This is a genomic window from Lewinella sp. IMCC34191 (assembly GCF_003390935.1).
Classification (GTDB): domain Bacteria; phylum Bacteroidota; class Bacteroidia; order Chitinophagales; family Saprospiraceae; genus Neolewinella.
In genome coordinates this window covers 631,905-654,315 of record NZ_QNQZ01000002.1, presented here as the reverse complement: position 1 = coordinate 654,315, position 22,411 = coordinate 631,905, and the positions used below count along the sequence as shown (strand labels likewise).

At 58.1% G+C, this 22,411-nt stretch carries 14 protein-coding genes; 5 read left to right on the top strand and 9 right to left on the bottom strand.

Annotated features, from left to right (window positions below; translation table 11 throughout):
• Positions 1–58: 58 nt before the first annotated feature.
• From DRW39_RS07150 to DRW39_RS07140, 3 genes are all read right to left on the bottom strand, one after another.
• On the bottom strand, positions 59–943 hold the full coding sequence (locus tag DRW39_RS07150) for a DUF4249 family protein (RefSeq protein ID WP_116106323.1): 885 nt from the start codon (positions 941–943) through the stop codon (positions 59–61).
• Positions 940–3,321: a TonB-dependent receptor gene (locus DRW39_RS07145; RefSeq protein WP_116106322.1), complete on the bottom strand. Its 2,382-nt coding sequence runs from the start codon at positions 3,319–3,321 to the stop codon at positions 940–942. Before DRW39_RS07145 ends, DRW39_RS07150 begins: the two co-directional genes overlap by 4 nt.
• Positions 3,322–3,408: 87 nt before the next feature.
• Positions 3,409–3,783, bottom strand: coding sequence for a hypothetical protein (locus tag DRW39_RS07140; RefSeq protein ID WP_116106321.1), 375 nt, complete (start codon positions 3,781–3,783; stop codon positions 3,409–3,411).
• Positions 3,784–3,969: 186 nt separating this feature from the next.
• On the opposite strand from DRW39_RS07140, the gene DRW39_RS07135 reads away from it, so the two are divergent.
• Entirely contained in the window at positions 3,970–7,605 is a 3,636-nt protein-coding gene (locus DRW39_RS07135) for a family 78 glycoside hydrolase catalytic domain (protein WP_116106320.1), read from the top strand.
• A gap of 24 nt (positions 7,606–7,629) precedes the next feature.
• Here DRW39_RS07135 and DRW39_RS07130 read toward each other — a convergent pair whose 3' ends face one another.
• A complete protein-coding gene (locus DRW39_RS07130) occupies positions 7,630–8,961 on the bottom strand; it encodes a M17 family metallopeptidase (RefSeq protein ID WP_116106319.1) in 1,332 nt (443 codons plus the stop codon).
• A gap of 259 nt (positions 8,962–9,220) precedes the next feature.
• On the opposite strand from DRW39_RS07130, the gene bshA reads away from it, so the two are divergent.
• Complete coding sequence (bshA, locus tag DRW39_RS07125; RefSeq protein WP_116106318.1) at positions 9,221–10,384, top strand: N-acetyl-alpha-D-glucosaminyl L-malate synthase BshA; 1,164 nt, start codon at positions 9,221–9,223, stop codon at positions 10,382–10,384.
• Between the two features lie 13 nt (positions 10,385–10,397).
• Here bshA and madM read toward each other — a convergent pair whose 3' ends face one another.
• The 4 genes from madM to DRW39_RS07105 all read right to left on the bottom strand — a co-directional run bounded on the left by madM (position 10,398) and on the right by DRW39_RS07105 (position 13,680).
• On the bottom strand, positions 10,398–11,141 hold the full coding sequence (madM, locus tag DRW39_RS07120; RefSeq protein ID WP_116106317.1) for a malonate transporter subunit MadM: 744 nt from the start codon (positions 11,139–11,141) through the stop codon (positions 10,398–10,400).
• On the bottom strand, positions 11,141–11,521 hold the full coding sequence (gene madL / locus DRW39_RS07115; protein WP_116106316.1) for a malonate transporter subunit MadL: 381 nt from the start codon (positions 11,519–11,521) through the stop codon (positions 11,141–11,143). Before madL ends, madM begins: the two co-directional genes overlap by 1 nt.
• Positions 11,518–12,996, bottom strand: a complete 1,479-nt coding sequence (locus tag DRW39_RS07110; protein ID WP_116106315.1) for an acyl-CoA synthetase — start codon at positions 12,994–12,996, stop codon at positions 11,518–11,520. Before DRW39_RS07110 ends, madL begins: the two co-directional genes overlap by 4 nt.
• 138 nt (positions 12,997–13,134) lie before the next feature.
• On the bottom strand, positions 13,135–13,680 hold the full coding sequence (locus DRW39_RS07105) for a DsrE family protein (RefSeq protein WP_116106314.1): 546 nt from the start codon (positions 13,678–13,680) through the stop codon (positions 13,135–13,137).
• Positions 13,681–14,202: 522 nt separating this feature from the next.
• Here DRW39_RS07105 and DRW39_RS07100 point away from each other — a divergent pair.
• The 3 genes from DRW39_RS07100 (at position 14,203) to DRW39_RS07090 (ending at position 19,571) form a co-directional block, all read left to right on the top strand.
• Positions 14,203–15,561 carry a sigma-54-dependent transcriptional regulator gene (locus tag DRW39_RS07100; protein ID WP_116106313.1) on the top strand — a complete coding sequence of 453 codons (1,359 nt, stop codon included), beginning with the start codon at positions 14,203–14,205 and terminating at the stop codon, positions 15,559–15,561.
• A 100-nt stretch (positions 15,562–15,661) separates the two neighbouring features.
• Positions 15,662–18,694 (top strand): PAS domain-containing hybrid sensor histidine kinase/response regulator, encoded by a 3,033-nt coding sequence (locus DRW39_RS07095; RefSeq protein WP_116106312.1) that lies wholly within the window; start codon positions 15,662–15,664, stop codon positions 18,692–18,694.
• Between the two features lie 157 nt (positions 18,695–18,851).
• The gene (locus DRW39_RS07090; RefSeq protein ID WP_116106311.1) at positions 18,852–19,571 is read left to right on the top strand and encodes a hypothetical protein; all 720 of its coding nucleotides are present in this window, start codon (positions 18,852–18,854) and stop codon (positions 19,569–19,571) included.
• On the opposite strand, the gene DRW39_RS07085 is transcribed toward DRW39_RS07090, so the two are convergent.
• On the bottom strand, positions 19,526–22,390 hold the full coding sequence (locus DRW39_RS07085) for a glycosyl hydrolase 115 family protein (RefSeq protein ID WP_116106310.1): 2,865 nt from the start codon (positions 22,388–22,390) through the stop codon (positions 19,526–19,528). The genes DRW39_RS07090 and DRW39_RS07085 overlap by 46 nt on opposite strands.
• Between the last annotated feature and the right edge of the window lie 21 nt (positions 22,391–22,411).

The window sequence follows — 22,411 nt, the reverse complement described above, 5'->3', positions numbered from 1 at the left end:
CGGGTGAGACGTCAATTTACGGATTGGGTCACGGAACGCGCAAGTTTCCGGTGGATTATCACTCCACTACGCGGGCGGCCCGACTCACCGCCGCCACGTTGAATATCCCAAGAACGGTCTGTTCGCCGTCGACGGCCAGCACGTTGCCGGGCGCATTCGCGATCGGGATTTGGAAGATGCCGTTGTCCCCGTTCTGGATCTGGTCGCGGGCGATACCCAGGAAGAAAAAGGCCTCGGGACTGAGCGACCACAGGTCGACATTTATGCGGTCGCCGCCCACGAGGGGCTGCGGCGCGCCGTCTTCGTCGGTCTTGTTGATGCTGAAGCGGATGGGCGCGATGAAGACGATCCCGTCCGTGCCGCTGCCGGCGTCGAAGGTGGCGTCGTAGACCAGCGAAAGTTCGCGGGGCCGGTTGAGCAGGGTGTCGTTAATGGTGGTGCGGATAAGGTAAGCATCGCCGACGCCGACGAAGTCGCGGGCGTAGAGCTGAGCGTACAGCCCTTCATCGATTCCGATCTGTTCCTCCTCGGGGTTGACGGCGATGCTGTCGATGGCGGGTACCCGGCGAATCGTGGTCTGGCTGGCGTAATTATCTTCCTGACGGTTAATAATCAGGAAGAGTTCCGTACCGACGGCCCCCAGCGAGTCTCCCGGCCCGGGCTGCCACACGTAGTTGCCGTCGCCTTGGTAGGTAAACGGATAACAGGTTTCCGTCGAGTCACGGATACAAACCCGGATAGCCGCCTCTTCGACGGGCGTCGGCAGGCGGTTGGCGTAGTAGTCCTGGGATTCGGTGAGCCGGATCGTCTGGGTTTCGGCGCGGTTGGTGAGCCAGGCGTCGACGACCAGCTGCGGTTCCTCGAAGTCGGTTTCCAGCGTGACGGTATCCTCGCAGTTGTAGAGAGCAAGTGCCGCGATGAGGAGGCTTAGGTAGCGCATCATTGGAAGGTGAAATTGTAGGACACGGATGGGATGATGCTGCCCACCACGGAAAGCTTGATCGCCTCCGTACTGATCGCCTCCCCGGGCAGGGTGCGGCCGTCGATCTGGTCGGCGTAGATGGTGAAGGGATTGCGGCGGGCGTAGAGGTTATAAACGCCAAAGACCCACTGCCCCTTCCAGCGCCGCTCGCTCTTTTCCTTCTTAGGGTCGAGGGTGAGGCTCACGTCGAGGCGGTGGTAATCGGGGATGCGGAAGTTGTTGCGGGCGTTGCCGGCGTTATTCGGGATGTAGTAGCCCAGCTGGTAGTAGCCGCTGTTGGGCAGGGTGGTGGGGGTACCGGTGTTGTAAACGAAGGTGCCGCTCAGGGTTACCCGGTCGGAAAGCTCGTAGAAGCCGGTCAGGTTGAAGTTGTGGGTCTGGTCGAAGCGGGTGGGGTACCATTCGTTATTATTGATGCCGTCCACCAGTCGCTCGGAGCGCGCCAGCGTGTAGCTCAGCCAGCCCGAAAAGCGACCCTTATTCTTCTTGAATTGCAGTTCGGTACCGTAGGCCCGGCCGATACCGCTCAGGATCTGCCCCTCCACGAGTTCATTCAGGATGAGGTCGGCGCCGTCGATGTAGTCGACCAGGTTGTCGAAGTCCTTATAGTAGGTCTCGAGGCTGAGTTCGTACGTGTTATCGCGAAAGTTCCGGAAGTAGCCCAGGGCGAACTGGTCGGCCTGCTGGGGGCTGATATTGTTGGTGCTGGGCGTCCAGATGTCGAGGGGGATGGAAGCCGTCGTATTGCTCAGCAGGTGGATGTACTGCATCGTGCGCTGGTAGCTGGCCTTGAGTGAGCTGGATTCGTTGAGGGTAAACTGAGCTGCCGCCCGGGGCTCGAAGTAGAGCCAGTCGTCGATCACTTCGTTACGATCCGTCGGCACGATGCCGGTGAGGGGGCGGGGCAGCCCTTCCCGCGGGGCCTCCCCGAATTCGTAAATGTTGCGGCCGCCGAGGTAGGCGAAGTGGCTGAGCCGTAGCCCGTAGTTCAGTTTGAGGCGGTCCCAGAGGGTGAGCTCATTCTCCACGAAGACGCTCGATTCCAGGGCCCATTGTCGGCTGAGGCTGATGTCGATCTCGTCACCGTCACTCACGGCGATGGCGTTGGCCGGCTCGAAGCGGTAGTAGATGGCCTGGCCACCGAAGCGAATGACGTTGTCGGGATTGATGAAGTAGGAGAATTCCGGCTTGACGCTGGTATTCACGATGCTCGCGTCCCAGTTGAAGGCATCCTCGTCGGGGTCGTCGCCGAAGTCGATGGCGTAGTCGTAGTCGCTGTAGTAGACGGTCAGGTTGGCGAAGAGCTTATCGGAAAAGAGGTGGTTCCATCGCAGCGTACCGGTGGCGTTGCCCCAGCTAAAGCCGGCCGCGTCGCCCGGACTGAACACGTCGCGGCCCAGGTACCCGGACAGGAACACCTGGTCCTTGTCGCTGAAGCGGTAGTTCGTCTTCAGGGTCAGGTCGTAAAAGTTGAGGCGAGTACCGCTGAGGTTGTCGTTCAGGAAGGGGGCGGCCAGTACGTCGATGTAGCTGCGGCGCCCCGCGAGCAGGAAGGAGGACTTATCTTTTACCAGCGGCGCTTCCACGCTCAGGCGGCTGAAGATGGTGCCGATGCCGCCCTGCATCTCGAATTGCTGGTTGTTGCCCTCCTTCATGCGTACGTCCAGGATGGAGGAGAGCCGGCCGCCGTAGCGCGCGGGGATGCCGCCCTTATAGAGCTGCACGCCCTTTACGGCGTCGGGATTGAAAACCGAGAAAAAGCCGAAAAGGTGGCTGCTGTTGAACACCGGTGCCTCGTCCAGGATCACGAGGTTTTGGTCGATGCTGCCGCCGCGGACGTTGAATCCGGCCGCGCCCTCACCTACCGTGGACACGCCCGGCAGCAACTGGATGCTGCGGATCACGTCCACCTCCCCCAGCAGGCTGGGCAGCTTTTCGATGGTGCCCATGTCGAGCCGCTCCACGCTCATTTGCAGGTTGCTGACGTTCTCGTCCTCGCTGGTGGCGGTCACCACCACTTCTTCCAGTACGCTGCCGGCTTCTTCGAGGGCGAAGTCCTGCGTCAGGTTGCCGTAGAGCGACACGGGGATGATCTGTTCGGCGAAGCCGAGGTAGGTGGCCTTCAGCTCGAAGTCGCCCGGCGCGACGGTGAGGGAGTAGAAGCCGTAAGCGTTGGTGACGGTCCCCCTGGTCGTGCCGTTGATCTGCACGGTCGCCCCGATCAGGGTTTCGCCGTTGCTTGCGTCGCGGACGTAACCGCGTACGGTCACGTTTTCCTGTGCGGACAGGGTAAAACAGAGGGCGAGTAGCAGGCCGGTGAGCCAGTAATGATTCTTCACAGCAGGCCTAACGAAGAATAGGGCGCGGGAGTTACTATCCCGGGCCCTATTCCGATCAAATACCGCCGAAATTCGACGGTAGGCTGACTATTTCGGCTGATCGCCTGTATCGGCCTCACCGACCTTCTGGAAATGTCCGGCCTCGGTGATGGTCTTTTCCTGTCCGGTGTCGGGATCGGGGTAGGTGCGCTCGTGCACTTCCACGCTGAGCTTTTTACCCTTCAGTTTATTCGTGTCCAGCGTTTCACCGTCCATTTCTACGGCGCGCATCAGCTCTGCCAGGATGGGCTTGCTGGGCTCGCTGTCGTAGAAGCGTTGCTCGACAAAACCTTCGTCGGTTTCCATGCGGGCGGCGAAGAAGGGGATGCCCTTGTACTCGCTTTTGCCTTCAGAGATATTGGTTATGGTCACGACGTGGCGACCGTTCTGCAGGCGGGGTTTTTCGTTTACTTCGACTTTCATAGCGGATGTTTCTTATAGATGTCTACTTATAACAATTTGTTTTAAATCAGTTTAAATTTTTGCGGCGGAGCGCAGGATAAGGTGCTTTTAACCGCTTGGATGTTCCCGGATTACCTCGCTCGTTTGCTCGCGCCACCCGTTTAGTGTAATATGGGGCACTCGTTTTTGTGAATTTGTCCGTGGATTATGCAAACTAATAATCGTTTTCCGGGGCTGGATAACCGCCGGTCGGGGTCCATCCTCGTTTGGATATTCATCCTCGTCATGCTGGCCGCCTGGACCCGTCTAACGGCTCAGCAACCCGTCGCCCTGGAGGTAGAATACACGCCCACCCCCCTCGGGATCGACGTCGAAACCCCGCGCTTCAGTTGGCAGCTGGAGGCGGACGCCGACCGACGCGGCATCCGCCAGACGGCTTACGCACTCATAGTCACCGACGAAATCGGAACGGAGGTGTGGAACAGCGGTCGCGTAAACAGCGGCACCGCCCTGGGCATCCCCTACGCCGGTGACCGCCTCGACCCCACCACCCGCTACGACTGGGAGGTGACGGTCTACGACGAGCGCGACAGCAGCTACGTGGCCACTTCCTGGTTTGAGACGGGTCTGCTCAACGCCACCGAGGATGCTTGGGAGGGTGCGGAGTGGATTGGCGGCGGGGACGCGGACCAGGTACTGCACGCCCATTACCTGTCGGTGTTCCGGCTGAGCTATTCGCTGCAGCTCGACGAGGCGAGCGGGAGTACCCGGGCTTCCCTGATCCTCGGGGCCAACGACCTCCGGCTGCGCGACGCGTACAAAAACATTTACGGGCTGTCGAGTCCCAAGGACAGCGCCTACGTGCGCCTGGAGGTGGACATCAGCGAACCCCACCCGACCTTCAGGGTGTACCGCGTAGGCTACCACCCAGACGACCGGGCGGACCGGCCGCTTTATTCCATCGTGCTGCCGGATTCGGTGCAGGGGGAATCCAGTCTCTACGGGCCCTACCGCGTCGAGATCAGCAGCGTTTTCGGTACTACCCGGATCCGGCTAAATGGTACGGAGATCGGCACCGATGCCGAAAACTACTATAGCGGTGGTTGGGGCCGCGGCGGTCTGGTGATCAACCCGAATGGCCCGAGTGGAGATTACATCGCCTTCCCCATGCTCGCCGATATCGGTTTCGCGGTTCCGGCCGGGGAGCAGGCTATTTTTTCCGACCTGACGCTGCGGCACTACCGTGCCCCCTCCAATGTGCTCTGGCAGCCGACGGGGGAAGCGGACGGTTTTGCCGCGCAACTAGCGCGAGAGACGGAAGGCAAAATTGAACTCCGGGATGATGGCATCCTCGTCCGTGGGGGTAGCGAGGGCACCTTTGCCGTAGCCGACCCCAGCCGGAACGCCGCGCCGATGTTACGGACCACCTTCGCGGCCAAGCCGAACGTTACGCGGGCCCGGATCTACGTCACCGCCCGGGGCGTCTACGAGTTGATCCTGAACGGCGAACGGGTGGGGGAGGACTACTTCAATCCCGGTTTGACGCAGTACGACGAGAGCCACCTCTACCAGACCTACGACGTGACCGACCGGATCGCGGCGGGCGGCGAAAACGCGCTGGGCGCCTGGCTCGGGGAAGGATGGTGGAGCGGAAACTATACCTTCTCCGGCCTGAACTGGAATTTTTTCGGGGACCGGCAGTCCCTGCTCGCGAAACTGGTCATCGAATACGCCGACGGCAGCCGGCAGGTCATCGCCACCGACCCCGAAAGCTGGCGCTACTACGCCGACGGCCCTCTGCGTTACGGCTCCTTTTTCCAGGGAGAGGTTTACGATGCCCGCCTTAATACGGTCGTTAACGGCTGGACGACAGCTGACTACGAAGACGCGGGGTGGAGCGACGCTCAGGTGGTTGACGTGGCGGAAACGGCCTTCATAGGCGACGACAACGGCCGCACCATCGACTACGGGGATTATCGTCTGCGCGGGCAGATCGGACCGCCCGCCCGGGTGGTGAAGGAACTAACCGCCCGATCCGTGGAGGAGGTCCGCCCCGGCGTTTTCGTCTACGATATGGGACAGAATATGGTGGGCGTACCCCGGGTGGACCTGGGGGAGATGGAAGCGGGTCGGGACATCTGGCTGCGCTACGCCGAGGTACTCTACCCTGACTTGCCCGCCTACGGCGACAAGGTGGGCATGATCATGATGGAGAACCTGCGGGCGGCGCACAACCACGATCACTACATCACGAAGGCGGGGGAGAACCTGATTCAGCCCCGCTTCACCTTCCACGGCTACCGTTTCCTGGAGATCACCGGCATCGAGGAAGCCCTGCCCGTAGCCGCGGTGAAGGGGCTGGTGCTGAGTTCCATCGACGAGGTTACCGCACACTATGAAACCTCCAATGCGAACGTGAACCGCCTCTTCCAAAACATCGTCTGGTCGCAGTACGGGAACTTTCTTTCGATACCGACCGACTGTCCGCAGCGCAACGAGCGGATGGGGTGGTCGGGCGATATCTCGGTTTTCGCGCGGACCGCTACCTACCTGGCCGAGGTCGACCAGTTTTTCCGCCGCCACCTGCTGGCCATGCGGGAGACCCAGTATCCGGATGGCCGCATGGCCGACGTGGCCCCGGCAGCCGATGGATTCGGGGGCATCCTGTGGGGCAGCGCGGGCATTACCGTCGCCTGGGAAACCTGGCAGCAGTACGGGGATACGGCCGTCCTGCGGGAGCATTACCCGGCCATGCGCGACTATATGGACTTCCTGGCCGGGGGCATCGACCCGGAATCCGGCGTGATGACCGCCGGGGTGCTGGGCGACTGGCTCAGTCCGGAAAGCAACCAGAACGATAATACCCTGCTCTTTGAATCCTACTACATCTTCGATCTGCAGGTCATGCGCGACGTGGCCCAGATCCTGGGGAAACGGGCGGAATCAGCGGAGTACGCGGCCCAAATCCAGGCCCGACAGCGGCACTTCCGGGACACTTACCTGGAACCGGACGGCTACCGAACCGTCCGCTCGGGCTACGTGGTACGGGGCTTCGGCCCGCCACCGGAAGCGCAGGCCAGGACGATCAACGGCCGGCTGAACTACGTGGACACCCAGGTGTCCTACGCCCTGCCGCTGGCCCTCGGCGCGGTGGAAGGCGAAACGGCGGATAGCCTCGCCGCCCTACTGGTAGCCAGCGTGCGACGGAGGAATGAGGATGACGGCGGCGGGGTGCAGCCCGCCAATTCCCTCATGACCGGATTCATCGGTACAGCTTGGATCAGCAAGGCCCTGAGCGATTATGGCTACACCGGCGTCGCCTACGATTTGCTGCTGAACGAGCAGTATCCCTCCTGGCTTTATCCGGTTACCCAGGGGGCAACCAGCATCTGGGAGCGACTCAACTCCTACACCGAAGAGGACGGCTTCGGCGACAACAACAGCATGAACAGCTTCAATCACTACTCCTTCGGCGCGGTAGGCCAGTGGATGATCGCGCACTCCCTGGGCATCCAGCGTGGCGAGCCGGGCTTCAAGACCTTCGTGCTGCGTCCCGAGCCGGATCCGACCGGTCAACTGAGCGAAGCCGGCGGCTACTACGATTCCCCCTACGGGCGGATTGCCAGCGAATGGGTGATCGAAGCCGGTGGAATGACCTATAACACGACCGTGCCGCCTAATACCTCCGCCCTCCTTTATCTGCCCGCCGCCGATGCGGAAGGGATACGGGAGGGAGCGGGGCCGGCCGACGGGGCCGAGGGTGTCCGCTTCGTGCGGCATACCGGTCGGCACGCGGTGTACGAGCTGACCCCGGGCGATTACCGGTTCCGCGTTGCGCGCTAGAAGAGATACGCTTGGGTGCGGACGCTAGGATTTGTTCGCGGCTTGCCGGCTCAGCCATTCCACGAACAGCCGTACACCATAGCCGGTCGCCTGCCTGTCCTTGGCGTAGGGGCCCTGCTTGAGGGCTACCCCGGCGATGTCGAAGTGGATGTAGCGCTCGTGGTCGTGGGTGAAGTTTTCGAGAAACTTGAAGGCATCGGTGGCACCGTGCAGCGGATTGCCGCTGAAATTCTTGACGTCGGCCACGTCGCTTTCCAGGCCCTTGGCGAAGTCGTCCCAGGGCGGGAGGGGCCAGACGCGTTCGCCGCAGGCTTCGCCCGCGGCCCGGAATTGCTCCACCAGTTCCTCGTTTTTACTCAGCGTCGCGGCACAGACGTAGCCAAAGGTCCGCACGGCCGATCCGGTGAGCGTAGCTACGTCGATGAGGGTGGTGGGGGAGAAGTATTTGACGGCGTAGCTCAGGCCGTCGGCCATGATGAGGCGACCCTCTGCATCGGTATCGATGATCTCGATCGTCTTGCCGGCGTGGCTCTCGATGACATCACTGGGCTTGATACTCAGGGCATCGACGCTGTTGTCGGTAGCGGGCACGATGCCGACGAGGTTGACCGGAAGTTTTAAGCGGGCGGCTGCCTCCAGCGCGCCGAAGGTGGCGGCGGCTCCACCCATGTCGCTCTTCATCAGGTGAAGATTCTGGCTACCCTTGATACTGACTCCGCCTGTATCGAAGGTGACACCTTTCCCAATAATGGCGGTCGTTTCATCCTGCGCTCCGCCGCAATATTCCATTACGATGAGTACGGCGGGATCTTCGCTGCCCCGGTTTACGGCCAGTAGCGCGTGTAAGCCCTCCTTTTCACAGGCCGCTTTGTCGAGGACCTTTACATCGTAACCGTAGGCTTTTCCGCTTTCGGTGGCCCAGGCGGCCAGGTCCTGGGCTCGCTTTTTATTGGCAGGGGCATCGACCAGCGCGCGGACCCGGTTCTGCACGTCGGACAAAATCAGGTTCTTTTCCGTTTCACCGATGTACTGGAAACGGCCGTTCTCCAGGGGGTGGATTTCGTAGTCGCCCTTGCGCTGCCCGGCGGAATAGCTGCCCAGTTTTAGGCCGCCGATGAATTCCTGGGCCAGTGACTCCGCTACGTTTGGTGCCTCCACCTGCACATCGCTGGTAAAGTACTTGCGCTCCTTGTGACTGAGCAGGTGTCCCAGGCTTCGTACGGAGGCCGGCTTCGAATCCTTCGGTAAGCGGACCACGAAGCCCGTCGGGGAAAGGGTGCGCAGGTAGGAACCCGGGGCGATCTGGTCGGTGTAGTCGTCTTTTCCGTCGTGGGGCAGCAGGGTGATCTCGGTCATGTGGTGGTAAGGCGGGGAGGGGCGTACGGGTTCACTAGCGGTCTGCCGAACGTAGCGTAAGCGGGGTTCGTCCGCCCACGGGTCGACAGGAGTACCTTTCCTGGAAAGCGTTCAGACCTCACCCCCTGGGCAGGCGAGCTATCGCTCGGCGGACCAGGGGGCCGGGCGGGCCAGGGACCAGGCAAACTATTACCCTATCTTTTGCATTTGATGAAGACCAAAATCATGTGCCGATTTATATCGGTAGTAAAGTAACCGTATGAAGATCGGCGTTGTCTGTTATCCCACCTACGGCGGAAGCGGCGTGTTGGCCACCGAGCTGGGGCTGGGACTGGCGCGTCGTGGCCACGAGATCCACTTCATCACCTACCGGCGACCCGCGCGGCTGGGGTTCTTCCACGAGAACGTCTTCTACCACGAGGTAGACAGCGGTGCCGACTATCCCCTTTTCGAGTTCGCCCCCTACGAGACGGCACTAGCTTCCAAGCTGGTGGACGTGGTGGAGAACTACGGCATCGAACTACTGCACGTCCACTACGCCGTTCCACACGCGGCCGTGGCATATATGGCCCGAAAGATCCTGATTAGCCGCAAGCGCTACGTGCCCTTCGTGACCACCCTCCACGGGACCGATATCACGCTGGTTGGCACCAATCCGGCCTTCGCGCCGACGATCACCTTCGCGATCAATAAATCGGATGGCGTAACGGCCGTTTCCGAGGCGCTGAAGCAATCAACCCTGGATAATTTCGAGGTGTGTCGCGACATCGAGGTGATCTACAACTTCATCGATTTCGCCCGCTTCAAGCGGAACAATAAGGATCACTTCAAGCGGGCGATCGCCCCGAACGGGGAGCGGATCCTGATCCACGTATCGAATTTCCGGCCAGTCAAGCGGGTCGATGACGTCATTTACATCTTCAAAATCATCAACGACCAGACGCCGAGTAAGCTGCTGCTCATCGGCGATGGACCAGAGCGGAATAAGTGCGAGGACTTGAGCCGCCGGCTCGGCCTGACGAAGGATATCCGTTTTCTCGGCAAACAGGATGCGGTCGAAGAACTGCTAGCCGTAGCCGACGTGTTTTTGCTTCCGTCCGCTAGCGAGAGCTTCGGACTGGCGGCCCTGGAAGCTATGGCCTGCGAGGTCCCCGTTGTATCCAGTAACGTAGGCGGGATTCCGGAGGTGAACATCGATGGGGAGACCGGCTTCACCAGTGGCGTGGGGATGGTCGATAAAATGGCGGAGGACATCATGAAGATCTTTAAAGATGAAACCACCCTGCAGCGTTTCCGTGCTAACGCACTGAAGCAAGCCGAGCGCTTCGACATCACCAACATGATTCCGAAGTATGAGGCCTACTACGAAAAGATCTTGGAAAACAGCCGCTCGCTTACCGAAGAGCCGGTGATGGATTGTTAGACCGGCTGTCTCCTTACGAGAAGGTCAGAACGAGAAAGTAGAGTACCGATGGGCACAGTAAGCAGCCTATCCCGGTATAGAAAGTAGCCGTGAGCGCGCCGTAGGGAACTAATTTTGGATCGGTGGCGGCCAGACCGGCCGCGACGCCGCTGGTCGTCCCCAGCAGCCCCCCGAAAACGACCGCCGAGTGCGGGTTATCCAATTCCATACGTCGGGCCAGGAGCGGCGTCAGAACTGTAGTTGCGATCGTTTTCACCACCCCGGTGGCAATGCTGATGGCGATCACCTCCGAGCTTGCTCCGAGGGCGGTACCGGTTACCGGACCGACGATGTAGGTGCAGGCGCCCGCCCCGATGGTGGTCAGGCTGACCGGGTCATCATAGCCCAGTGCTAACGAAATCGTTACCCCGATAATAAAAGCTAGGACAACGCCGAGGAGCAGCGCGACGGCTCCGGCCGGTCCGGCGTGCTTCATTTGCTCGGGATCGGCACCCACGGCCGTAGCCACCACGGCAAAGTCGCGCAGCATGGAGCCTCCGAGGATGGCCATGCCCGAGAACAGCGGATAGGTCGCGATCCCCCGCTCCCCCCCGATAAACGCCAGCACCAGCCCAACTATAATTGCCAGCGCGACGCCGGGAATGATGCCTCCGAGGACGCGCCGGGCAAACCAGAAGGAACCCGCCAGGATAATCCCCACGAGCAGGAAAGCAAAGACGAGTCCATTCTTTACAAGCAGCTCCAGCGCAAGATTCATCACGTTTCACTTGGTTGCCCACCGGTGGGCCGCCCGATGCGGGAAAGCAGGGGCACGAGTAGCAAAGCGGCGAGCGTGGCCAGGAGCCCGGCGGCGAGCGCCAGCCAGCCACCGGAAAGGGCGGCGGTGGCGTTCTGTACCGAGGCCATAGCTACGATGATGGGAATGTACATGGCACTCCAGAAGCGGATCCCGCCGGCGGTCGGTTCGTCCATCATGCCCCGGCGGCTGAGGTAGCCATTAACCAGGATGAGCAATAACATCGCAAATCCCACCCCGCCGACGTCACCGTCGATCCCGAGCAACGATCCGAGAAGCGTGCCCGTCACCTTACCCGCCAGAAAGCAAGCGGCGAGGATGGCTACCCCGTAGATGGTCATGCGAACAGCTTTTTCAACTCCTGCTTCGTAACCTTTCCCATCACGTTCCGGGGCAGGTCCTCCTGGATGATGTATTTGCGGGGAAGTTTATAGCCGGGCAGGCGCTCACGCAACCAGTTTTCCAGGGCTGGTAAGTCGACCTGGCCGTCATCGACGATCAGGCTGGCGCCGATTACTTCGCCCCATTCTTCGTCGGGCAGGCCGACCACTCCGCACTCCTTGATGACGGGATGCTTACGGAGTACCTCCTCGATCTCCAGGGCGGAAATTTTGTATCCCCCGGATTTGATAATGTCTACCGAGTTGCGGCCCAGGATCCGGTAGGCACCGTCTTCCCACATCGCGATGTCCCCGGTACGGAACCAACCGTCCGGCGTAAATGCCTCAGCGGTGGCATCCGGCCGGTCCCAGTATTCCAGGAAGACGTTTGCCCCCTGTATCTGTATCTCACCCGGTTCACCGTCCGCTACCGCCTCACCGCTGTCGCTTACCAGCCGGGCCGAAACGCCACGCAGCGCCTGGCCGATGTGACCCGGTCGTCGCTCCCCATCGTAGGGATTACTGATGGCCATACCCATTTCCGTCATGCCGTAGCGCTCCAGCAGGGTGTGACCGCTGATGACTTTCCACCGTTCCAGTACGGACACCGGGAGGGCGGCCGATCCGGAAACCATCAGGCGAAAGGCGTGTAACTTAGTGGATATGGCCTGCTGCTCCGCTTCTGAAAGGTCGTCGTAGTAATTGATGAGTTTGTAGTAAATCGTCGGAACCGCCATGAAGACATTAATCCGCCCGCTGAGGAAACGGTCGTATACGGCACCCTCGCTGAATTTGGGTAAAAACTCACAGCAGGCCCCGCTCCAGAGCGCACAAGACAGGACGTTGACGATTCCGTGTACGTGGTGCAGCGGAAGGATATTGAGCGTGTGATCGTCCGCCGACCAATTCCAAGCCTCCACGAGGCTTTCGATCTGCGCCTGGATGTTAGCGTGGGTAGTGACCACCCCCTTCGGTTTGCCGGTCGTGCCGCTGGTGTAAAGAATCATGGCCCGGCGGCCGGAACTGATATCCGGCAAATTCACGAGGGGATGTCCGATCTGGCCAGCGGGGCGGAAGTCCGTATCGGGAAGATCGAAGATCGGCTCGAGTAGCTCGCGGTATTCCGGGCTGTAGAGCACGGTTCGGGCTTCCGTATCCTCGATCACGTACTGCAGGGAGGGCAGGGGGTGTTTCGTACACAGCGGCACGGCGATACCGCCCGCCCGCCAGATGCCCCACTGAATGGCTACGTAGAGAAAGCCGGGGGGTACGAGGAAGGCTACCCGCTCTTCCTCAAGATCGTCCATGTCTTCCAGTAGATCGGCCGCGATCTCGGCGGATCTATGCTCGAGGTTCGCGTAGGTAAATGACTGATTGTCGCTGACGATGGCCGGACGCCCGGCAAACCGGCGGGCCCGGTCGATCAGTTGTAGCACGGCGATTGGTTTATTGCATGATGACTGAGCCAGCCAAGGTAGTGCATTGCCGTCGATCGCCACTCACTCCTCGTCTCGATATCTTCCGCTATTCCCAGCGAAACGGGGCCGGGGCGGTACCGCGCGGAAGCAGCCGGTTCAGAAACGAAACACGGCGTATCCCAGCATTTGGTAATGCGCCACCGTGGTCAGCATGGAAGTCGCGATCTCCACTTCCGGCGCGACGGCTGCGGTGGGAACCTCCCGACTCAGCAGCGATTGGCCGCAGACCGTAACCTTTACCCCGGCATCCCGCAGTGCCCGGATCAGCGGCAGGTTCGGATTGTCTACCCCGAAAATGCTGTTGTATTCCGCATCGGTAAGTACGTCAAAGGTTGCACCGCCGTGTATAGCCAGAACCACATCCAGGCTATCATTCGGTACACCCCCTACGGCAAAGAGATTAACCATGCGGGCTACATTATAAAGCCCGAATCCGGTGCTGTCCGGATCGTCCGAACCGGTGAATACGTCTACCACGATCCGGTAAGCTTGTTGTGGATCGGGCTTGACGGTCGCCTCGGGAATGTCGTATATGCCGCCGAAAGGCACTACCGGGGTCACGCGTTCCTGGCCGAATAGCTGTCCGGCAGCTGACAATCCCAGTAGGGTGAAGAGAAAAATACGGAAGGCGGAGCGAGCCATACTGGAAAGGTGAAGATGAGAGGGGAAGATAGCTGCCGAATACCCACAAAGACTTCGCTGGGCACCATTTTCGGAAAGGCTTTCCAAATACTGGAAGATATGCGAATAAATTTTATGTTTATGTCCTTAATAGCCAGTACTGCATTGTGGTGGCACGGGTTTAGCAAGGTCACAGGCAGATTTATAACTAAAGAACACTACAATCAGGTTAGCTACATTCCTCGTATTGACACGCAAACATATTTTTAATTTTTGTGGATAGCCCGACGCTGATGGATCGTCAGGGGTTCCACCCGGAAGTAGACCCGACTTTACGCTAGAATAGCGGGTATACTTACGTCTCAGTCCTTGCGGATTATTTAGGTGGCCTGTTCCTGCTCTAGCAGTGGGAACGGGCTAAGCCTATTTGGACAACATACTATCGAGCCTACTTTTTACGTATTATTTGGTGTAGACTATTCATCCCGTACACCAACCCGTTCCAACGGTCTTATTAGGCCGCTTGGTTGATAAGTTTTCAAAGTGGACAGTTTCAAAATCTTCGTTGTCGAAGACGACCCTTTTTATGGTAAACTGCTGAAGCATCATCTAAGTCTGAATCCGGACTTTGACGTTGAGTTGTTTACTTCCGGTAAGGCTTGCCTGGAAGCGCTCTACCGAAAGCCTGACGTCATCAGTATTGATTACGGACTGCCCGATATGAACGGCAGCGAATTATTCAGCCGCATTCGTGAGCAGAACAGCGGAGTGCCTATCGTAATTATAAGTGGTCAGGACGACATCAATACCGCCGTCGACTTACTAAAGCGGGGTGCTCAGGATTACATTGTCAAAGATGACAACACGAAGAGCTTTCTCTGGAAGTCGATCGTCAACATCCGGGAAAACAACGATCTCAAGGAAGAGGTAGAAACGCTGAAGGGCCAACTGGAAGAGAAGTACAGTTTCGAGGGCATAATCGGCAACAGCAAGGCCATGCAGTCGGTGTACGCTATGCTCCGAAAGGCCGTAAAGTCGAACATCAACGTCAGCATCACCGGGGAGACGGGTACGGGTAAGGAAGTCATCGCCCGGGCCATCCACTTTAACAGCGACCGAAGCAAAAAGCCATTCATGGCGGTCAACACGGCCGCCATTCCCGAGAACTTGCTGGAAAGCGAGCTCTTCGGTCATGAGAAAGGAGCGTTCACCGGTGCCGTCGGGCGCAAAGCCGGCAAGTTCGAAGCGGCAAAGGACGGTACGCTCTTTCTCGACGAGATTGCCGAAATGGACCTTACCCTACAGAGTAAGATACTGCGGGCCATTCAGGAGCGGGAGTTCACCCGGGTCGGTGGTACGGAAACGATTCCCTTCCGCGCCCGGCTGTTGACGGCCACCCACCGTGACCTGGAAGTACAGGTACGGGAGGGCAAGTTCCGCGAGGATCTCTATTACCGGATCATGGGTTTGCCCATAGCACTTCCCGCCCTGCGCGAACGCGACGAAGATGTACTCCGACTGGCAGACTTTTTCGTCAAGCACTATGCCAAAGAGAACCGCGTTCCGGCCCTCAAACTCAATAAGAGCGCAAAGGACAAGCTGCTGAAGTACGATTTCCCCGGCAACGTGCGCGAGCTCAAGGCCATCATCGATCTGGCCTGCGTCATGACCGAAACCAATCGCATCAATGCCGAGGACATCATCTTCTCCGGGCTAAACAGCCAGTCTACTTACGAATACGGAAATAAGACCATGCGGGAATACACCTGTGAGATCCTTCAGTACCATCTAGACAAGCACGACAACAACGTCGTTCGGGTAGCCAAAATACTGGATATGGGCAAGTCGACCATTTACAACATGCTGAAAAGCGGAGAGCTGCAGGGCCAGTATGCCCGATAAGGTGAAAGTGCACCCGAAACGTAGACAGACCGGATATTATCCGATACATCATCATGCAAACGACCTCTACCTTTTTCGGGGTCACTTATTTTCTTAGAGAATGGCTTATCATAAAACGCTGAATCGGCAGATTAAAAAACACCTCTCTCAGGAGGTGCTCGACCTACCGGAAGTTCAGTCATTATTAAAGAGCGTCCATGAATCCTATTCGGCACACGATCGGGATCGCGAAACGATGAATCATGCCTACCAGGTTACGCAGGTAGAAATGGAAGAGGTCAACCGGGAACTGAATTCGCTGGTGGACCAACGGCAGCGCAGTCTAAAGGAATTGAACCGGGCCGCCGCCGAACTGATCGAAGGCGAATCGAATGAAGTCAAGCAGGGCGATTTGGTCTCCCTGGCGGAGAATATCCGCGGCCGGGTGCACGTAAGCACCATCGTGAAGGATGAACTGAACCGAAACATCAACCTGTTCAAGGCACTGCTCAATAACCTGAAGTCGGCGGTTCTGATTGAAAATGAGCACAGTGAAGTGCTCTTTGCCAACGAGTTATTCTGTGAGTATTTTTCCCAGGCGTTTCGCCCCGATGACCTGATCGGTGCGGATGCCGGGCACGCCCGCAAGCAGGCAAAAAGTCTTTTTAAGGCACCCGAAACCTTCATGTCGGGCATCGAAAAAGTGCTGCATTTCCGTCAGCCGGTCTATAACGAGCGTTTAGACATGGACGACGGCCGGGTCCTGGAACGCGACTATGTACCTATTTTCGTCAATGGGGAATACCGCGGCCACCTGTGGAAATTCAACGACGTAACCGAAAAGACGCGTTACGAAGAGCGCCTGCGGGAGAGCGAAGAGCGCAATCGCCTGGTAATGGATAGCTCCCAGGACGCCATTATCATTTCAAATGAAGAGGGGAAGATCGAAGGATGGAATCCGCGGGCCGAAGAACTGTTTGGCTGGTCTTATGAGGAAGTAAGGGGACTGGACGGTGCGGAAATCATCCTGCCGGCTCACCTGCGGGAAGCGCAGATCGGTGCCATCACCGAACACCTCATGCCTGGCCCCGACGGTGCGAAAAGTCGAGTGATTGAGATGTCAGCCGTAAATCGCAAGGGAGAGGAATTTCCCATAGAGCTGGTAGCGGTCACCTACCAGCAAAACGGCGAGAATTTTTACGCCTCCTTCATCAAGGATATCTCCGTTCGCAAGCGGTCCGAAAAACGGCTGAAAGCGCAGGAGGAGAAGTACCGGAACATCATTGCGGACATGAACCTGGGACTGCTGACCATCGATCTGGACGGCACCATCCTGTACGCCAACCAAAGTTTCTGCAACATGAGTGGTTACACCATGGAGGAACTCGTCGGCAACCACACCACACTATTCCAGTATAAGGAGGAGGATCTGGCCATTGTACAGGAGAAAATGAAATTGAGTACCCGGGGTATTTCCGATACCTTCGAGATAACCGCCAAGAACAAAGCCGGAGAGAAGCGTTGGTGGTTTGTTTCAGGTGGCCCGAGCTACAACGACGACGGCAAGCAGATTGGCTGTATCGCGTTGCACCTCGACATCACCGACCAGAAGCGGATGGAGGTCGAACTTGAAATAGCGAAAAACAAGGCCGAGCAGGCTTCGGTCGCCAAGGAAGCCTTCCTGGCCAATATGAGTCACGAGATCCGGACGCCCCTGAACGCGATCATAGGTATGATCCGGGAACTGGGACGAGAGGAGCTATCCCCGAAGCAACAGAACTACCTGAGCCATACGGACTCCGCGGCCCGGCACCTACTGTCTATCGTAAACAGTATTTTAGATATTTCGAAGATTGAGGCGGGCGAACTCGAGCTCGATGAGGAAGACTTCAGCCTGGAGGCTCTCGTTGCCAACATTCGTAGCATCCTGCACATTAAGGCCGCGCAGAAGGGGCTTGCTTTTGATTGCCAGCTGAGCAACAATATCTGGCCGGCACACCTGGGTGATAGCGCACGCATCCGCCAGGTCCTGATCAACCTGCTGGGTAACGCAATCAAATTTACCATGGAAGGTACGGTGAGCCTGTGCGCGGAAGTGGTAAAGGAAGATGACCAGGAGCAGTTGCTGCGCATCGAAATAGCCGATACCGGTATCGGGATGGATGAAAAGTTCCTGGCGGAAATCTTCTCTAAATTCAGCCAGGCGGACCGATCCATTGCCCGACGCTTCGGAGGCACCGGGCTCGGCATGTCCATCACTAAGGAGTTTATCCGGCTCATGGGGGGGACGATCGAGGTGTTCAGCGAAAAGGACAAAGGCACGCAGTTCGTCATTCACGTCGCCTTGCCCAAGGGGAATAGCGACAAGCTCGCCCGACACGAAAGTCACAACCAGCAGCTACTGCACGGAACCCACATACTGTTAGTGGAGGACAATATCATGAACCGCTTCATCGCCAAGAAGAGCCTGTCTCACTTCGGCTGTAAGATTGATGAAGCGGAGAACGGACGCATTGCTCTTGACATGCTGCGCGAGAACACCTACGACTTGGTGCTCATGGACATTCAGATGCCGGAGCTGGACGGGGTAGCCACCACCAAGATCATCCGCGGCGAACTCCACCTGGATGTTCCCATCATCGCGGTGACCGCTAATGCTTTCCGCAAGGACATTGATCTGTATCTAAGCATCGGGATGAACGACTACGTCACGAAACCCTTCGAGGAGCATGCACTCTTCGACACCCTGGCCCACCAACTACGCGATCGCATCCAAACGGAAAATACCACGGTTGATTATACCGGCGGCAGCTACGATTTAACGGACTTGCATAAACTCAGTCGGGGGGATGATGCATTCGTCCGTAAAATGATTGAAATCTTCGTAGAGCAGACACCGGCCGCGCTGCATGAAATCCGCGAGGCGCTGGGGCAGCGGGATTACCTCACCATCTCCAAAGTGGCCCACCGTATTAAGCCGAGCATCAGCAGTATGGGCGTAGGGCAGCTCGATGGAGTTGCCAAGGATCTAGAAGATTACGCTAAATCCAGCCAGGTGGATGTGGATGAACTGACCAATAAGATTGCATTCTTTTCGTCCACGCTCACTACGGTGGTGGAGAAGTTGCGCGAGAACGAATTATCGGCCGTGTAGGACAATCCGGTTGGCGGGGTCGAACGATCACCGGAAGGTTGTTGGTACATAAAGTTAACTTAAGATGAACCAGGTGTTAACTACGGCGTAGTAGTGGGCAAGTAACGCGGCCAGGGCCCTACGGATTCCAGCTGCATGGCAAGCCCCGCCCTACACTATGACACCTTCTCTGCAGCAGTATATACCAGCCAGTACTTGGTTTTCCCGCTACGATCGTCAGGCCCTGATCTTGGCCTCCGTGCTGATCCTCGGGGATCTTTTCTTTCTCCTTTTACACCTGGGACTAAATTTCGGCATGTTTTCCGATCGGCTCCTGCACCTCGAAGTCGACAATGGATACGCCGAACAGTATCAGTACTTCAAGCTTGCCATCGGCGTGCTGCTTCTGGGTTACCTCTTCTTTACCCGCCGGGGTTTTGTCCGGGTAGTCCTGGCTGTGCTGCTGGGTTTCATTTTGTTTGAGGATATTTTTCAGCTACACGAAGACTTCTACCTCATAGGGGAACGGTTCATCTCGCTTGAAGCATGGGGGCCGCTAACCAGGCGGGGCCTCTGGGAATTGATCTACGGGTTAGCGGCGGGTGGAGGCCTGCTGGGCTTGTTTTTGCTTGGGATCTTTCGTACCCGAGATGCCGAACTCCGTAAACGAATGGTGATACTCTGCCTCTTGCTGCTGGCCTTCGGCGGCTTCGGTATCGTAGTGGATGCCATCCACGGCCTGTTTCAGCACGCCGGTGGGATGCCCTACACCGAAAGCTTCTTCGGGATCGTGGAAGACTGGGGGGAAATGCTTACCATATCCCTCATCGTCGCCCTCATCATTGATGATCTCTACCGAACGGCTCCGGAAAAGGTACTTTCGGGTGGGCCGAGGTAATTGGCTTTCAGTCCGCCGGCGTCGATAACGAATTTCTGAAAAACTACTCCCGGGTCCACCATCCATACCCTCAGTGTGTGCTGGCCGGCTTCCTGCATGCCATGCTGCGATTGCTGTTTGCGAATGTGGTCCGTAACCGAGGTGTTCCACCAGTCCGGATACTCCCAGTCGGGTTTGGTTTCCCCGGCGTGAACGTTGATAATCTGTGGGGCTTCATCGTCTATGGCGATGGCGTATTTCAGGCCTTCGTTCTTTTTATAATTCAGGGTAGGGGAGAGGAAGCTTTCTACGGTAAGCGTGGCGGTGTCCAGCAGGGTGAAGGCGTATTCGAGTAAGGGGGCACCGTTGCCGGGGTCCTGCGGTTCGGCGTCGGCGGGCTCGGGCGTGATGGCCGAATGCGTGCGCCCGAGATTGGGAACGACCGTCCAGTGGGCGTTGTCGCCCTCCGACCGGCTGGTGTAGTTGGTTGCCTCGATGGATACGACGCCGTCATTCTCTACGAATCCGACGGCTTCCGTGGCCGGTCGGTGAATGGGAACCTCGATGGGGAATTCCCGTTCGCCGCTGCGAATGACTAGTCGGCCGGTTGCCCGATCCGGGGGGGCGGTGCTCCAGTCGATCCGTACGTAGACTTTCTCTTCGAACGCTACGGTGCCGGACTGGGTCGAAACTTCTATCCATTCTTCATCCGGAGCGATACTATAGCTCAGTGGTTCGCTTCCCCGGTTGAATACTTCGACAAAGTATTCCTGGTCGTTGATCGGATCGAAGGGTGGGAACGAGCGACCGTAGAGTCCACCGCGCATCCACCGTGATCCCGGACCGTGTTCCACGACGTAACCCAATCCTGCCTCCTTCGGCGTTTTGATGTAGGTGATGGCGGGCATCCGGTCTACGGGCGGCTCTGCCCAGCTGGTGTAACCGATGTGATTCTGGGCCATGAAGTGGTTCCATTTACCCTCCGCCAGCGTATCGTGGTAGTAGCGGATGAGGTCCGCGTCCCGCATGAATTTTTCCTTTGTCAGGTCCGCGTAGTGATTGGTGGAGGCGCGCTGTTGCATGGCATACAACTGGTTCTTGGCCGCGGCGACGTACATCTGGTTGAGGTTGCGCGAGATTTCGATCGGGAAGTGGACGAGTTGGTAGTAGGCATCCCGGGCGCTTTCCTCCAGTTGCGCGTAGACTTTTTCGCTACGCTCGTACAGGTCATCGTATTCCGCCAGGATGCGGTCGGCCTCGCGGTAATGCTCCAGGCTGTACGTTTCCGGCTTGATCATTTCGGGCGTACGACGGGCGCTGTATTTGGTGGACAGCGCAAGAAGATCGGCAATCTCCTCTGCGTGCTCCGCTCCGAACTGCTGCGCCGCCCAATTGGTGTAGAAACCGGGCAGGTCGGCGGCTTCCATATCGGCGTTCCAGGCGAAATCAAGAAAGAAACTGATCGGCAGTTCCATTGGTTTGAGGTCACCGACGTTGGTAATCCACAGGTCGCGCACACCCCACTCGTAGGACAGGTTCATCTGTTCCCACACCCGTTCGATCTGCGTAACGTTGATCCATCGGTAGGATACCGGTCCACCTACGAAGTCGAAGTGGTAGTACATCCCGTAGCCACCTTCGTGGTCCAGGTCTTCCTTTTTGGGCAGGATACGCACGTTGCCCCAGTTGTCGTCACAAAAGAGAACCAGGATATCATCGTCTACGCGCATTCCCTTGTCGTAGTAGTCCTGCACCTCCTTGTAAAGAGCCCATACCTGGGGCGTTTCGGAGGCGGGTTTACCGGTTACGTCGGTAATAATTTCCCGCTGGTCATTGATGATGTTCTTCAACAGCGGAACGGCCGTGCCCTCGCTCATCGCTTCGTCACCGTCACCTCGCATTCCCATGGTGACGACGCTTTCGTAGTCGCCCATTCGCTCGATGCCGCCGCGCCAGAATTCCCGTAATTTTTCGGGGTTGGTTTGGTAATTCCACGCCCCCCCGTCGTAGCGACTCCACTCCTCGTGGTAGCGCATCATGGGCTCGTGGTGGGAGGTGGAGATTACGATGCCGTAGTCGTCGGCGGTTTCCAAATTATCCGGGTCATCGGTGGAGAAAACGCGGGGGCGCCACATGGCCGGCCACAGGTAATTGGCTTTGTTGCGTAGGAGCAGCTCGAAGACCTTCTCGTAGAAGGCCGTATTGAACGAGCCGAAGTTTTCCTCGACCCAGCCGGTCAGGGCCGGAGCCTCGTCGTTGAGAAAGATGCCTCGGTACTTCACCGACGGGCCGTCGGATACGTAGCGATCGCGGCTGACGTACAGGGCGTCTTTAGGTTGTACGGGAGCGTCCGCCCAGTAGTACCAGGGCGAAACACCCATTTTTTCCGACAGGGTCAGCACGCCATAGGCCGTGCCCCGCTTGTCGCTCCCGGCAATCACCAGAGCTTCCTTTACGCCTTTCATGGGGCGCTTGATGGTCTGAATGATAAAGCGTTCCCACTCCCCGTCTATCTCACTAACCTGAAGTTTACCGCGGCGCACCAGGTCGTCGATCAGCGCGCTTTGCCCTATCGTGCCGATCAAGACCAGGCGGTCGGCGGAAACCTGTTTATCGGTGTGCAAGCTTGGCCTGCTACCCGTTACCCGTTCCATATCGTCGGCCAAAAAACCGGCGGCCAGTTGGACCAATTTCTCGTCCTCGGCATCGTACAGAATATCCGTGGCCTGGTCGTCAACCAACGTGAACTGTTGTCGCTTATCCGTCATGCGGTCCGTAATCTGGACTTGGGCACGGGTAAGCAAGGGAAATAGGCAAAGGAGCAAGACAATGAATCGCATGATCGGCTAACTAAAGGGAAA